Here is a 14,608-nt window from a genome sequence, read left to right on the forward strand (position 1 = left end):
CACCCGCCCCGCGCGCGGCAGCGGCGTGGGAACACCGGTCGAGCACGCGACGTTCGAGACCCTGCACGCCGCATCGCTCGCCGCGCCCCCGCTGCGGGCCGGGCTCACCGGGGAGAGCGCCCGCAAGGCCGCGCGCAGGCTGCGCTCCCTGCTGGGCACCGACGCCCTCTGCCTCACCGACGGCGAGCGCGTCCTCGCCTGGGACGGCAGCGGCGAACACCACCGGGTCTCCGTGATGACACAGCTCGGCGCCCTGCTGGAGACCGGCAGGGACCAGGCGTTCAGCAGCGCCTGCGACGATCTGGACTGCCCGCTGCGCTGGGCCGTGGCGGTCCCGCTGACCGTGGACGGCCGGGTGCTCGGCGCGCTCGTCGCCTACGCGCCGCGTGAGTCGGCGGTCCTCGCCCGGGCCGCCGGTGAGGTGGCGCGCTGGGTCTCCGTACAGCTGGAGCTGGCCGAACTCGACCGCTCCCGTACGCAGTTGATCGAAGCGGAGATCAAGGCGCTGCGGGCTCAGATCTCCCCGCACTTCATCTTCAACTCCCTCGCCGCCATCGCCTCGTTCGTCCGCACCGACCCCGAGCGGGCCCGTGAACTGCTCCTTGAGTTCGCCGACTTCACCCGCTACTCCTTCCGGAGCCACGGGGACTTCACCACGCTCGCCGACGAACTGCACTCCATCGACCAGTACCTGGCCCTGGTGCGGGCCCGCTTCGGCGACCGGCTGGCCGTCACCCTCCAGGTCGCGCCCGAGGTGCTGCCCGTGGCGCTGCCCTTCCTCTGTCTCCAGCCGCTCGTCGAGAACGCCGTCAAGCACGGCATCGAAGGGGAGGCGGGCCGGAGCCGCATCACCATCAGCGCACTCGACGCGGGCGCCGAGGCCGAGGTGGTCGTCGAGGACGACGGCGCGGGGATGGAACCGGACCGGCTGCGCCGGATCCTGCGCGGCGAGGCCGGGGCCTCGTCCGGTATCGGGCTGCTCAATGTGGACGAACGGCTGCGCCAGGTGTTCGGGGACGACTACGGCCTGGTGATCGAGACGGCGCGCGGCGCGGGGATGAAGGTGACTCTGCGCATCCCGAAATACCGTGCGGGCGTGCACGGTTCATGATCCCCGCGCCCGCCTGCGCGCCCACGTGCCCCCGCGCCCGCCCGTGCCCATGCGCCCGCTCGCGTGCCCATGCGCCCGCCTGCGCGCCCACGCATCGGCGGCTCCAGCCGGAGGCTCCTGCTCCTGAGGATCCTAGAAGAGATGGATCGCCAGATGGCCCAGCGGCAGTCCCAGCTGCCAGGCAGGGGTCCACACCCGGGGCTCGTCGTCACGGCCGGGCACGGCACCCGGGGCGACCGCGTCGAGGTCGGCCGCGAACAGCTCGGTGTCCTCCAGCCAGCGCCAGGCCGCCAGGGCCAGCGGCAGATCGGGCCCCTGACCGCCCGCCGCGACCAGCGCCGCGATCCGGCCGCACACCCACTCACGCCACCGGGCGTCGTACGCGGTGAGCGACAGCCACTCGTCCAGCCGGGCCACCACCCGTGCGCCGCCGACCGGGCCTTCGGAGAGGAAGACGGTCAGCGCCAGCGCGTCCCGCCCCGCCTGGTACTCGATCGTGGTCGGCGGCATGAGGTCGCCGGTACGCAGCAGTTCATCCGCGATGTACTCGGCGTACATCCAGTCCATCGGGACCAGCAGTTCGTCACCACTGGTCCCGTTGGTGCTCTCGGGACGCATCCCGTCTCGCCTCTTCCATTGACTCGGCCGGCCGGTTCTCCGGCACGTCGGCAGGCGCGCCGTCGGGCGCTCCAGGGAGCATTGAACCCGTGCCGGATGATCCCCGTGGCCATAAAGCCAGGATTCACCGGGCCGTGCCGGGGCGCGGGACACTCAGGGCGGCCCGTCCGGATAGCCCGGCAGGCTGCGGCCGAGGGCGCGCAGGGCGTAGTGCGAACGGGACTTCACGGTGCCGGCGGGGATCCCGAGTGCCGACGCGGCCTCGTGGACGCTCAGTCCGCGGAAGTAGAGCTGCACCAGCACCGCCCGGTGCTCCGGGCTCAGCGTCCGTACGGCTTCCCGGACATCGAGGGCGGCGGCCGACCGCTCGGCGGGATCGCTGTGGGCCGCGGTCGTTTCCAGCAGCCGTTCGCTCACCTCGGCCGGGCGGGCCAGCCGGGACCTGCGGGCGTCGATGGCCAGCCGTCTGCCCACCGTGAACAGCCAGGGCCGTATCGACTCGTACGGTTTCTCGAACGCCTCGGGGTGCTGCCAGGCGCGCACCAGCGTCTCCTGCACCAGGTCCTCGGCGCGCTGCCGGTCTCCGTACGTCAGACGCAGCAGGAACCGGAGCAGCGCGCCGCCGTGGCTGCGCTGGAGCTCCAGAAGGTCCCGCTCGTCCGTTCCGCGGCATGTCCGTGTGGAGGTCACCGTCGTATACGAGCGCAGCACGGCGGGAAGGGACAGCGGCCGGGCGCGGCTCTGCGGCGAGCGGTTGAACGGTGCGACGAGCGGCACGGTGAGCGGTCGGCCTGCCGTGCGCCGGGGCACGGCCGGGCGGGGCGTGCGGCCCGGAAGCGCCATCCGGTGACACGTCCTAGGGGACGACGGTGACCGGCCAGCGGCCGGCCTTGACCAGCCGGATGGCCACCGATCCGACGATCCGGTGGCCGGCCGACTCGGAGGCCCCGACGACCACGGCGTCCGCCTTCAGCTCGTCGGCCGCGGTCACCAGACCGTTGTACGGGTCGCCGCGGAAGGTGTGGAACTCCCAGCGCACGGCGAATATCTCCTTGACCCGCTCGGTCGCGGTCCTGATCTCCGCCACCAGCCCCTCGGCGATCTCTCCGGTGGTATCTCCGACCGGGGCACCCATGGACACCCCGGCGGAGAGCACCGGCTGGACGTACACGATGGCGAGCAGCGCGTTCTGCCGCCGGGCGAGACCGGCGGCATACGAGGCGGCCCGCAGTGACGGCTGTGATCCGTCCATCCCGACCACGATCACCTTGGGACCGTCTGTACCGCGTTCGAACTGGTGAGGCTGCTGATCTGTCACGCCGAGAGGTTATCGCTCCGGCGTTCGGGCTCCTATTTGGCCGCGTGCGGGAAGAGATCGAGGAACGGTCCTGCCGTGGCGGAGATGACACCACGGCCGAAGGGCGCGTCGAAGTCCCAGATCAGGAACAGCAGGAAGGCGATCAGCGCGCTGAAGAGCCCGGCGAGCAGCAGTTCCTTCGGGGAGCGCCGGATCTGGAGGGTGAAGATCAGCCCGACGGTGATCACGGCACCGACGATCAGGCCGAACCAGACCACCCCCGGCATCGTCGCCTGCGCGGCCTGCGCCCGTGAGCTGCGGGCGTCGTCCGCCGCCGATACCTGGTCGACGAGGGGCTGGTACGCCTCGCCCTCGTGATCGTTGGCCGGCTTGTAGTCGGTGACGTCCCGCCGTACCTGGCCGAGGAGTTGTGCGCCGCGGTCGGTGAGATCGCCGTGCTCGCCCATGTGCTTCCACTCGGTGTCCAGAACGTAACTGACATAGGTCTCCACATCGGTGTGGATGCGCTGATGGACGGCGGGCGGATAGACGGCCGAGCGGGCGTCGACCTCGTGCAGGGCCTGGGCCTCCATGCGTACGGATTCCTGGGCGGCGCCGCGGCCCTCCCAGACGCCCGCGATGGCCAGACCCAGCACGATCGCGTAGATCACGCCGATCATCATCGTCATGTACTCGATGACGTCCGGGGTCTGCGAAGGGTCGTCGTCATCGGCGATCCGGCGGTTGCTGAGCAGGGTGATGGTCAGGACGACGGCACAGGCGGCCGCCATCGCGATAGTGAGAACAAGCCATTCCGACACGGGTGTCTCCGTCGGTCAGCGGGTGAGAATCAGTGGGAGGAGCGCGGGCGCAGAACGGCCACGGCGAAGACGGCCGGAGCCGTCACCAGAAGCATCAGCGTGACGATGGGCGGCCCGGTGTGCGGTTTCTTGCGCACGGGAGCCTTGTACGCCGGGAGGGCGACGGGCTTCGGTGCGGGCGGCCGCGGGCGTACCGAGGGCTTCGGCGGCGGGGGCGGTTTCGGCCGTGGGGCCGGCGGCGCCGCGCGGTGCTGGACGGGCGGCGGCGGGTGGTACACGGGACGTGGCGGGGGAGGCGGAGGTGGCGGCGGCGGGGGTTTCGGCCTCGGTTTCGGGGGTGGCGGCGGCGGGGGCTTCGGCCTGTCGGTGTGCTCCGCCGTGCAGCTGCCGCTCCCGCCGATGGCGACGGCCGTCCCCGAAAAGGAGTGACCCGACTGGGAGACGGAGGCATAGGAGCAGTCGGCTGCGGCTGCGGGGGCGGGTATCAGCGGGAGCCAGAGGAGGCCCGCCACCGCCAGCAGCCGGCCGGTGAGCGGAACCAGCGTCCGCGGCGATCGGTACATGCCGAGCAGCATGATCCGCCCGGTGCGGCGCCATTCCGGCCTTGTCGCCGATTCGCCGGAAGGGGGGATATCTGGGCCTTTGCGTTTGGCACGGCCATCTCATGTGTCACCCGCGGGAATTGGCCCGGAGGGGGGTGCCTACGATGGGCTCCGCCACGCTCGCACGGAGCGCGCGGCGGCAGGCCGGAAGCACTTGCCAGCGGCGAGTGACCAATAACGGACCGCCAATTTCCGTTTTTGCTCGCTCTCTTGCCGGGTGGTCAGTAGATTCGGCCCGAACAGTGGCCATGGATGTGGCCGGACCGTCGTGCCGACTTGTTGGAGACATTGATGGAGCGTCCTGCCTGGGCCCCGCAGGGCATCGATCTTTCGGTGCCGAGCGTGTCGCGGATCTACGACTACTACTTGGGCGGTTCGCACAATTTCGAGGTGGACCGGGAGGCCGCCCGCAAAGCCATGGAGTTCATGCCGGGACTTCCGAAGGTGATGCAGGCGAACCGGGCCTTCATGCGCCGCGCGGTCAGGTTCGCCGTCGAGCGGGGAATCAACCAGTTTCTCGACATCGGCTCCGGCATCCCGACCTTCGGGAATGTGCACGAGGTCGCCCAGTCCGTCGATCCCGGCTCCCGGGTGGTGTACGTCGACCACGATCCGGTCGCCGTCGCCCACAGCAAGGCCGTGCTCGAAGGCAACGGACTGACCGCCGTGGCCGCCGCCGACCTGCGCAAGCCCCAGGAGATCCTGGACAGCCCCGAGGTCGCGGCCGTACTCGATCCGGACCGCCCGGTGGCGCTGCTGCTGGTCGCCGTACTCCACTTCATCGAGGACGCCGACGACCCGTACACGGCGGTGGCCGCCCTGCGCGACGCGCTCGCGCCCGGCAGCCTGCTGATCCTCACCCACGCGGCGTACGAGGGCATCCCGGTCCCGCAGGAGCAGGCGGGCGGCGCGGTCGGGGTCTACCGCACCATCCGCAACCCGCTGGTGATGCGCTCGCGCGACGAGGTCGCCCGGTTCTTCGAGGGGTACGAGCTGGTGCAGCCCGGGCTGGTCGCGATGCCGGAGTGGCGGCCCGACACCCCGGTCGACCAGGAGGACCCGTACGCCTTCTCGGGTGTCGCGGGCGTGGGGCTCAGGCTGTGAACGTACCGCGGCAGAAGTCCGCGTCGACGGCCGACCAGGACAGCCCCGAGGACAGAGTCGGCCGCTTCGCGACCATCTGGTGCCGGGCCATCTTCCCCTCCACCGCCACCTCGCTGACCAGGCCCGAGTTCGAGCAGCATCTGCTGCCGCTCGCGCGTGGCCTCAGCGACGCGCTGCACGCCTGGCCCTTCGACCCGGCGCCCGCCCACCGGGTCGGCGGCGATCTGGTGGCCGCCCACTGCACCGACCCGGACGCCCTCAGCAGGACCCTCGGGGTGGTCGACTCGTATCTGGTGCTCTACTGCGGCGCGCGGGACGCGGGACTCGACCTGACCGCCGAGGAGTTCCGCAACCGCTGCGCCCGCCTGCAGCACTCCCTGGCCGCCGGATTCTCCCAGGCGCTGCGCGAGCGCACGCTCGCCGAGCAGGAGGCCATCGCCCGCTCGGCGCTCTCCGCCCGCAGCGCGGCCGAGGAAGCCCTGCACGTCACGGAGACCCGCTTCCGAGCGGTGTTCGAGGACGCGGCCGTCGGCATCGGCATCGCCGACCTGGACGGGAACATCCTGGAGATCAACGGCGCGCTGCTGCGGATGTTCGGCGGCGTCGACCACCATGTGCGCAGCCGCAAGGTCAACGAGTGGGTGCACCCCGACGACGCCCCGCAGGTCTGGCGGCTCCACGCCGAGCTGGTGCGCGGCGACCGTGAGCACTACCGGGTCGAGAAGCCCTACTACCGCAACGACGGCACCGTCCTGTGGACCAATCTGACGGTGTCGCTGCTGCGCGACGCGGAGGGCAAGCCGCAGTACCAGCTGGCGCTCATCGAGGACACCACCGAGCGGCGGCTGCTCAATCTGCGGCTGCGGTACGAGGCGACGCACGACGCGCTGACCGGACTGCCCAACCGCACGCTCTTCTTCGAGCGGCTCGAAAAGGCGGTCACCGCACCCGACGCGATGCGCTTCGGCCTCTGCTATCTGGACCTCGACGGCTTCAAGGCGATCAACGACAGCCTCGGGCACTCGGCGGGCGACCGGATGCTGGTCGAGGTCGCCGACCGGCTGCAGAGCTGTGCGACGGCGTCCGGCGAGATGGTGGCCAGGCTCGGCGGCGACGAGTTCGTCGCGCTCACCACCGGGTACGAGTCCGCCGACGAGGTCGAGGAACTGGCCGTACGCATCCTGTCGGTGCTGGCCACCCCCATCCGGATCGACGGCCGTGAGCTGACCGTACGCGGGAGTGTCGGGGTTGTCGAAGGACTGTCCGGGACGCAGAGCGCGGCCGAGGTGCTGCGCAGCGCCGACATCACGATGTACCGGGCGAAGGCGGCGGGCGGCAACCGCTTCCAGCTGGCCGACGCCGAGGCGGACGCCCGCGCCATCACCAGGCACGGGCTCACCACGGCGCTGCCCGCGGCCCTGGAGCGCGGCGAGTTCTTCATCGAGTACCAGCCGCTGGTGCACCTCGGCGACGGGAGCGTGCACGGCGCTGAGGCGCTGGTGCGCTGGTCGCATCCGCAGCACGGGATACTCGGGCCCGACCGGTTCATCTCGCTCGCCGAGCACACCGGGCTGATCGTGCCGCTCGGCCGCTGGGTCCTTGAGGAGTCCGTACGGCAGGCGCGCGGCTGGCAGCAGCTGCACCCCGCACACAGCGACGGCGGCCCGCTGCGGATCAATGTGAACCTCTCGCCCACCCAGCTCTACCACCCGGGTCTCGTCGCCGACACGGTCGCGGTCCTGGAGCGCACCGGTCTCGACCCGGGGGCGCTCTGCCTGGAGGTCACCGAGTCGGCGCTGATCGGCGCCGACGACGATCTGCTCAAGCCGCTGCGGCAGCTGGCCGACATGGGGGTGGACATCGCGCTGGACGACTTCGGCACCGGCTACTCCAACCTCGCCAATCTGCGCAGGCTGCCGGTGAGCGTGCTGAAGCTCGACCGGTCGTTCACGCAGTCGATGCAGCAGCATCCGGCCGACCCGGTCGACCTCAAGATCGTCGAGGGGATCGTGGCGCTGGCGCACAGCCTGGAGCTGGCGGTCACCGTCGAGGGCGTGGAGACCGGTGCGCAGGCCGACCAGCTGAAGGAGCTCGGCTGCGACACGGCGCAGGGCTGGTACTACGCGAGGCCGGGCGCACCCGACCGGATTCACACCCTGTCACTGGCCGACGCCGTGTGACTCGCGAGGAGTACGTCCTGGAGGACGCGGGCGGCCCGCGGCGGCGCCACATCGCTGCGGTGCGCCAGCGCGATCGTACGGCGCAGGCCGGGCCGGGCCAGCGGAGTGACCCGCAGCCCGTGGCCGGCCCGTGCCGCGATCATGCTGGGGACGACCGCGATGCCGAGCCCGGACCGTACGAAGCCGAGCACGGCGTCCATCTCGCCGCCCTCGACGGTGAAGTACGGCTCGAACCCCTTGGCGCGGCAGGCCGACAGGGTGAGGTCCCGCAGGTCGTAGCCGTGCCGGAACATCACCATCGGCTCGCCCCGCAGATCGGTGATCCGCAGGGGTGAGCGCGGCGGGGCCACGGCCGGCGACGAGACGACGACCAGGTCCTCCTGGAGCAGCTCGATGGTGGTGAGCGCGGGCGACGGGGTGGGCAGCGGGAGGACGACGAGCGCCAGGTCGAGGGTGCCGCGCGCCAGTTCCCGTACGAGGTCGTGGGAGCCGCCCTCCTCGATCAGCAGCTGAATGCCGGGGTGCTGGTCGTGGAAGGTGCGCAGGACGTCCGGGAGCAGACCGGTGCAGAGGCTCGGGGTCGCGCCCAGCCTGACCCGGCCCCGTCTCAGCTGGGCCAGCTCCTGCACCTCGTGGCGGGCCGTCTCGGCGTCGGCGAGGATCCGCCGGGCCAGCGGCAGCAGGGTCTCGCCGGCGTCGGTCAGCGTGATGTTGCCCCGGGCCCTGCTGAACAGCTCGGCGCCGAGCTCCTTCTCCAGCGCCCTGATCTGCTGGGAGAGCGAGGGCTGCGCGACATGCAGCTCCTCGGCGGCGCGGGTGAAGTGACGGGTCTCGGCGACGGCCACGAAGTAGCCGAGCTGCTGGAGCTGCATGGCGTCCACCGTAACCCCGTACGATAGTCAGGGGCTATGGATATGAGCTGTTTCATGTCTTGGACCTCTGGCCGTCCCGGGCCGTAACGTCTTCTGACATGGCACTGGCAACGAAGACGGACCAACGGCCGTCCATGGCGCGCTCGGTCTGGGGATCGACCGTGGGCAAGAAGACGATCATGGCCGTGAGCGGTCTGATCATGCTGCTGTACCTGGTCGTCCACATGTTCGGAAACCTCAAGATCTTCTTCGGCTCCGGCCAGTTCAACAGCTACGCGCACTGGCTGCGCACCATCGGTGAGCCCTTCCTGCACTACGAGTGGGCGCTGTGGATCATCCGCGTCGTACTCGTCGCCGCCGTGGTGCTGCACGCGGTCTGCGCCTACCAGCTCAGCCGCCGCGACCAGCGGGCCCGCCCGGTCGCGTACGCACACAAGCGCCCGCGCGCCAGCTACGCCACCCGCACCATGCGCTGGGGCGGCATCATCCTCGCCCTGTTCATCGTGTGGCACCTGCTGGACTTCACCACCCTCACCGTGAACAAGAACGCCCAGCCCGGGCACCCGTACGAGAACGTCGTGGCGACGTTCCACACCTGGTACGGCGACGTCATCTACATCGTCGCGATGCTCGCGCTCGGCCTGCACATCAGGCACGGCTTCTGGAGCGCGGCCCAGACGCTCGGCGCCGGAAAAGCCACCCGCGACCGGGTGCTGAAGGGCATCGCCAACATCCTCGCGCTGGTGCTGACGGTGGGCTTCATCTCGGTACCCGTCGCCGTCATGACCGGAGTCGTGAGCTGACATGACCGACTACACGCAGTACACGACCGGCACCCCGGCCGTCGACACCAAGGCCCCGCAGGGACCCGTCGCCGAACGCTGGGACACCCGCCGCTTCGAGGCCAAGCTGGTCAACCCGGCCAACCGCCGCAAGCACACCGTCATCGTCGTCGGCACCGGACTCGCGGGCGGCTCCGCGGGCGCCACCCTCGCCGAACAGGGCTACCACGTGGTGCAGTTCTGCTACCAGGACTCACCGCGCCGCGCCCACTCCATCGCCGCGCAGGGCGGGATCAACGCCGCCAAGAACTACCGCAACGACGGCGACTCGGTGCACCGGCTCTTCTACGACACCGTCAAGGGCGGCGACTTCAGGTCCCGCGAGTCCAACGTCCACCGGCTCGCCCAGATCTCGGTGGAGATCATCGACCAGTGCGTCGCCCAGGGCGTGCCGTTCGCCCGTGAGTACGGCGGACTCCTCGACACCCGCTCCTTCGGCGGCGTCCAGGTCTCCCGCACCTTCTACGCCCGCGGCCAGACCGGGCAGCAGCTGCTCCTCGGCGCCTACCAGGCACTGTCCCGGCAGATCGCGGCCGGCACCGTCGAGATGCACCCGCGCACCGAGATGCTCGACCTGATCGTCGTGGACGGCAAGGCCCGCGGGATCGTCGCCCGCGACCTGATCACCGGGAAGATCTCCAGCTACTTCGCGGACGCCGTGGTGCTGGCCAGCGGCGGCTACGGCAACGTCTTCTACCTGTCGACGAACGCCATGAACTCCAACGCCACCGCGGCCTGGCGCGCCCACCGGCGTGGCGCCTGGTTCGCCAACCCCTGCTTCACCCAGATCCACCCGACCTGCATCCCGCGTACCGGCGAACACCAGTCGAAGCTCACCCTGATGAGCGAGTCGCTGCGCAACGACGGCCGGATCTGGGTGCCCAAGGCCAAGGGCGACGACCGCCCCGCCAACGAGATCCCCGAGGACGAGCGCGACTACTACCTGGAGCGCACCTACCCGTCGTTCGGCAACCTGGTCCCGCGTGACATCGCCTCGCGCGCCGCGAAGAACGTCTGCGACGAGGGACGCGGTGTCGGCCCCGGCGGCCAGGGCGTCTATCTGGACTTCGCCGACGCGATCAAGCGCATGGGCCGGCGGGCCGTCGAGGAGAAGTACGGCAACCTCTTCGACATGTACGCGCAGATCACCGCGGAGAACCCGTACGAGACTCCGATGCGCATCTACCCGGCCGTGCACTACACGATGGGCGGACTCTGGGTCGACTATGACCTGCAGACCACCATCCCCGGCCTGTTCGCGGTCGGTGAGGCCAACTTCTCCGACCACGGAGCCAACCGGCTCGGCGCCTCCGCGCTGATGCAGGGGCTCGCCGACGGCTACTTCGTCCTGCCGTCCACCATCAACGACTACCTCGCCCGCAACCCGCACCACGAGGAGGTCACCGCCGACCACCCGGCGGTGACCGAGGCCGTCGCCGAGACCGAGGACCGGCTCAATCTGCTGCTCTCGGTCGACGGCGACCGGACCCCGGACTCCTTCCACCGGGAGATCGGTGAACTGATGTGGGAGCTGTGCGGAATGGCCCGTACGGCCGACGGCCTGCGCAAGGCGCTCGACCGGCTGCCGCAGATCCGCGAGGAGTTCTGGCGCCGCATCAAGGTGCCGGGCACCGGCGAGGAGTTCAACCAGTCGCTGGAGCGCGCCAACCGCGTCGTGGACTACCTGGAGCTCGCGGAGCTCATGTGCCTCGACGCCCTGCACCGCGCCGAGTCCTGCGGAGGCCACTTCCGTGAGGAGTCACAGACCCCGGACGGGGAGGCGGCGCGGCGCGACGAGGAGTTCTCGTACGCCGCCGCCTGGGAGTTCACCGCCACCGGTGACGCCCCCGTCCTGCACAAGGAAGACCTGGTCTTCGAGTACGTCCACCCCACTCAGCGGAGCTACGCATGAAGCTCACCCTGCGCGTCTGGCGCCAGCAGAACGCGGCCGCCGCCGGCGCCATGACGACCTACGAAGTCGACGACATCTCACCGGACATGTCGTTCCTGGAGATGCTCGACACCCTCAACGAGGAACTGACGCTCAAGGGCGACCAGCCCGTCGCCTTCGACCACGACTGCCGCGAGGGCATCTGCGGCGCGTGCAGCCTGGTCATCAACGGCGACGCGCACGGCCCGGAGCGCACCACCACCTGCCAGCTGCACATGCGCTCCTTCCGGGACGGCGACACCATCGACGTCGAACCGTGGCGCGCCTCGGCCTTCCCGGTCGTCAAGGACCTCGTGGTGGACCGGTCGGCCTTCGACCGGATCATCCAGTCCGGCGGCTATGTCAGCGTCCCGACCGGCGCCGCACCCGAGGCGCACGCCGCGCCCGTACCGAAGGCGGACGCCGACTACGCCTTCGAGCACGCCGAGTGCATCGGCTGCGGTGCCTGTGTGGCGGCCTGCCCCAACGGCTCGGCGATGCTGTTCACTTCGGCGAAGGTCAACCATCTCAATGTGCTGCCGCAGGGGGCTCCCGAGCGGGAGACCCGGGTGCTCGACATGGTCGCGCAGATGGACGACGAGGGGTTCGGCGGCTGCACCCTCACCGGGGAGTGCGCCACCGCCTGCCCCAAGGGCATCCCGCTGCCCTCCATCACCGCGATGAACAAGGAGTGGCTGCGGGCCACCCGCAAGGTCAGCCGCTGACCCAGGGGTCGTGCCGCGCGGGGCGTCACATGCTCACGCCCCGCGCAGCGCCCGCGCCAGATACGGCGCGGTCCGGCTGCCGGACGCGGCAGCCACCTCGGCCGGCGGGCCGGCGGCGACGATCCGGCCGCCGTCGCCGCCCCCGCCGGGCCCGAGGTCGATCACCCAGTCGGCCCCGGCCACCACCGCCATGTCGTGCTCGACCACCACCACCGTGTGGCCCGCGTCGACCAGGCCGTGCAACTGCCGCATCAGCACCTCGACATCGGCCGGATGCAGCCCGGTGGTCGGCTCGTCCAGGACGTACAGGGTGTGCGCCCCGCGGGCGCGCTGCAGCTCGCTCGCCAGCTTGATGCGCTGCGCCTCACCGCCCGACAGCTCGGTCGCGGGCTGTCCGAGCCGCAGATAGCCGAGCCCCACGTCGAGCAGGGTCCGCAGACTGCGCGCCGCGGGAGGTGAACCAGCGAAGAAATCGGCGGCCGCCTCCACCGTCAGGTCGAGTACCCCGGCGATGGAGAGTCCCCGGTGCCTGATCTCCAGCGTCTGCGGGTTGTAGCGCGCGCCGTGGCAGTCCGGGCACGGCGTGTACGTACTGGGCAGGAACAGCAGCTCGACGGAGACGAACCCCTCGCCCTGGCAGGTCTCGCACCGCCCGCCCGGCACATTGAAGGAGAACCGCCCCGCCCGGTAGCCGCGGGCCCGCGCCTCGTCGGTGGCGCTGAACAGCTTCCGTACGGTGTCGAACAGCCCGGTGTAGGTGGCGAGGTTGGACCGGGGAGTACGGCCGATCGGCTTCTGGTCGACTGTCACCAGCCTTTGCACGCCGGGGAGTTCCTCGGTGATCTCGCGGACAAGGGTCGACTTCCCGGAGCCCGAGACCCCGGTCACCGCGGTGAGTACGCCGAGCGGGACCACGGCCCGCAGGGCGTCGAGATTGTGCCGGGTCACCGGCCCGATCTCCAGCAGCCCCGACGGCTCCCGCACCGCGCGCTCCGGAGCCGCCGACCGGTCGAAGAGATAGCGCCGGGTCACCGAATCGGCCACGTCCGCGAGGAGCGCCGGCGGCCCGCTGTGCAGCACCCGGCCGCCGTGCTCGCCCGCCTGAGGCCCCACGTCGACCAGCCAGTCCGCCCGGCGCACGACATCCAGCTGGTGCTCGACCACGAAGACGGAGTTGCCGCTCTCCCCGAGCCGGTCGAGCACCACGAGGAGGGCCTCGGTGTCCGCCGGGTGCAGGCCCGCCGACGGCTCGTCCAGCACATACACGACCCCGAAGAGGCCCGACCTCAACTGGGTTGCCAGGCGCAGCCGTTGCAGTTCACCGGAGGAAAGGCTCGGGGTGCTGCGGTCCAGGCTCAGATAGCCGAGGCCCAGTTCGGTGACGACGGCGATACGGGCCAGCAGATCGGCGGTCAGCACCTTCGCCGTCTCGCTGCCGTCGTGTCCGGCCAGCACCCCGGCGAGGCCGGACAGCGGGAGCGCGGCGAGCTCGGCGATCGTACGGCCGGCGAAGGTCACCGCGAGCGACTCGGGGCGCAGCCGGTGCCCCCCGCACACCGGACACGGGGCGCTCGACAGGAAGCGCTCGGCCCTGGCACGCAGCGACTGGCTCTTCGAGTCCGCGAAGGTGTGCAGCACATAGCGCCGGGCGCTCATGTACGTGCCCTGGTACGGGCGGTGGATCCGTCCCGCGTCCCGCACCGGGTGCACGGTCACCACCGGCTGCTCGTCGGTGAAGAGGATCCAGTCGCGGTCCCGCTGCGCCAGCTCGTGCCACGGACGGTCGACGTCGTGGCCGAGCGCGTCGAGCACATCGCGGAGGTTCTTGCCCTGCCAGGCCCCGGGCCAGGCGGCGATGGCGCCCTCCCTGATCGAGAGCGACGGGTCGGGCACCAGCAGCGCCTCACTGGTCCTGTGCACCCGCCCCAGGCCGTGGCACTCCGGACAGGCCCCGGCCGCCGTGTTCGGTGAGAACGCGTCGGAGTCGAGCCGGTCTGCGCCCGCCGGATAGTCGCCCGCCCGGGAGAAGAGCATCCGCAGCGAGTTCGAGAGCGTGGTGACCGTTCCGACCGAGGACCGGGACGTGGGTGCCGATCTGCGCTGTTCGAGGGAGACCGCGGGCGGCAGACCGCTGATCGAGCCGACCTTCGGCGCGCCCACCTGGTGGATGAGACGCCGGGCGTAGGGGGCGACCGACTCGAAGTAGCGCCGCTGGGCCTCCGCGTAGATCGTCCCGAAGGCCAGCGATGACTTGCCCGAGCCCGAGACCCCCGTGAACACCACCAGGGAGTCACGGGGGATGTCCAGGTCGACGCCGCGCAGATTGTGCTCGCGGGCGCCACGGACACGGACATACGGGTCATGAGGGCTTTGCATACCGGAATTCTAGAGCCGCGGTACGGAATGTCGGACACCCGGCGGGGCCGCCGTCAGCGTCCCGTGCCGCGCCACTGTCAGAGGATCGCGCCGCGCCGCGCCGCCGCCGTGTGGCCGGCGCCCCGCCGTC

The 14,608-nt window shown here is 70.9% G+C and carries 12 protein-coding genes; 6 read left to right on the forward strand and 6 right to left on the reverse strand.

What is annotated here, in order from left to right:
• The coding region (locus G3I19_RS26495) for a histidine kinase (RefSeq protein WP_164266224.1) at window positions 1-1,111 on the forward strand (1,111 nt) is incomplete at its 5' end.
• 132 nt (window positions 1,112-1,243) lie between these two features.
• Here G3I19_RS26495 and G3I19_RS26500 read toward each other — a convergent pair.
• The 4 genes from G3I19_RS26500 to G3I19_RS26515 all read right to left on the reverse strand — a co-directional run bounded on the left by G3I19_RS26500 (window position 1,244) and on the right by G3I19_RS26515 (window position 3,847).
• Window positions 1,244-1,729: a hypothetical protein gene (locus tag G3I19_RS26500; protein WP_164266225.1), complete on the reverse strand. Its 486-nt coding sequence runs from the start codon at window positions 1,727-1,729 to the stop codon at window positions 1,244-1,246.
• A 153-nt stretch (window positions 1,730-1,882) separates the two neighbouring features.
• On the reverse strand, window positions 1,883-2,572 hold the full coding sequence (locus G3I19_RS26505; protein ID WP_164266226.1) for a sigma-70 family RNA polymerase sigma factor: 690 nt from the start codon (window positions 2,570-2,572) through the stop codon (window positions 1,883-1,885).
• Window positions 2,573-2,585: 13 nt separating this feature from the next.
• A complete protein-coding gene (locus G3I19_RS26510) occupies window positions 2,586-3,047 on the reverse strand; it encodes a universal stress protein (RefSeq protein ID WP_164266227.1) in 462 nt (153 codons plus the stop codon).
• A gap of 32 nt (window positions 3,048-3,079) precedes the next feature.
• Entirely contained in the window at window positions 3,080-3,847 is a 768-nt protein-coding gene (locus G3I19_RS26515) for a DUF4239 domain-containing protein (protein WP_164266228.1), read from the reverse strand.
• Window positions 3,848-4,740: 893 nt separating this feature from the next.
• Here G3I19_RS26515 and G3I19_RS26520 point away from each other — a divergent pair.
• A complete protein-coding gene (locus G3I19_RS26520) occupies window positions 4,741-5,553 on the forward strand; it encodes an SAM-dependent methyltransferase (RefSeq protein ID WP_164266229.1) in 813 nt (270 codons plus the stop codon).
• Window positions 5,550-7,733 (forward strand): EAL domain-containing protein, encoded by a 2,184-nt coding sequence (locus G3I19_RS26525; protein ID WP_164266230.1) that lies wholly within the window; start codon window positions 5,550-5,552, stop codon window positions 7,731-7,733. The genes G3I19_RS26520 and G3I19_RS26525 overlap by 4 nt, the downstream gene beginning before the upstream one ends.
• Here G3I19_RS26525 and G3I19_RS26530 read toward each other — a convergent pair.
• Window positions 7,703-8,605 (reverse strand): LysR family transcriptional regulator, encoded by a 903-nt coding sequence (locus G3I19_RS26530; RefSeq protein WP_164266231.1) that lies wholly within the window; start codon window positions 8,603-8,605, stop codon window positions 7,703-7,705. The genes G3I19_RS26525 and G3I19_RS26530 overlap by 31 nt on opposite strands.
• A gap of 98 nt (window positions 8,606-8,703) precedes the next feature.
• Here G3I19_RS26530 and G3I19_RS26535 point away from each other — a divergent pair, with 98 nt between their 5' ends.
• The 3 genes from G3I19_RS26535 to G3I19_RS26545 are packed head-to-tail and all read left to right on the forward strand — an operon-like array spanning window position 8,704 to window position 12,102.
• Window positions 8,704-9,408, forward strand: coding sequence for a succinate dehydrogenase cytochrome b subunit (locus G3I19_RS26535; RefSeq protein ID WP_164266232.1), 705 nt, complete (start codon window positions 8,704-8,706; stop codon window positions 9,406-9,408).
• Between the two features lies 1 nt (window position 9,409).
• A complete protein-coding gene (locus tag G3I19_RS26540; protein ID WP_164266233.1) occupies window positions 9,410-11,359 on the forward strand; it encodes a fumarate reductase/succinate dehydrogenase flavoprotein subunit in 1,950 nt (649 codons plus the stop codon).
• Entirely contained in the window at window positions 11,356-12,102 is a 747-nt protein-coding gene (locus G3I19_RS26545; protein ID WP_164266234.1) for a succinate dehydrogenase/fumarate reductase iron-sulfur subunit, read from the forward strand. Before G3I19_RS26540 ends, G3I19_RS26545 begins: the two co-directional genes overlap by 4 nt.
• Before the next feature lie 33 nt (window positions 12,103-12,135).
• Here G3I19_RS26545 and G3I19_RS26550 read toward each other — a convergent pair whose 3' ends face one another.
• On the reverse strand, window positions 12,136-14,478 hold the full coding sequence (locus G3I19_RS26550) for an excinuclease ABC subunit UvrA (RefSeq protein ID WP_164266235.1): 2,343 nt from the start codon (window positions 14,476-14,478) through the stop codon (window positions 12,136-12,138).
• Window positions 14,479-14,608 lie beyond the last annotated feature (130 nt).

It is taken from the genome of Streptomyces sp. SID10853 (assembly GCF_010548145.1).
In the GTDB taxonomy this organism is placed as follows: Bacteria; Actinomycetota; Actinomycetes; order Streptomycetales; family Streptomycetaceae; genus Streptomyces.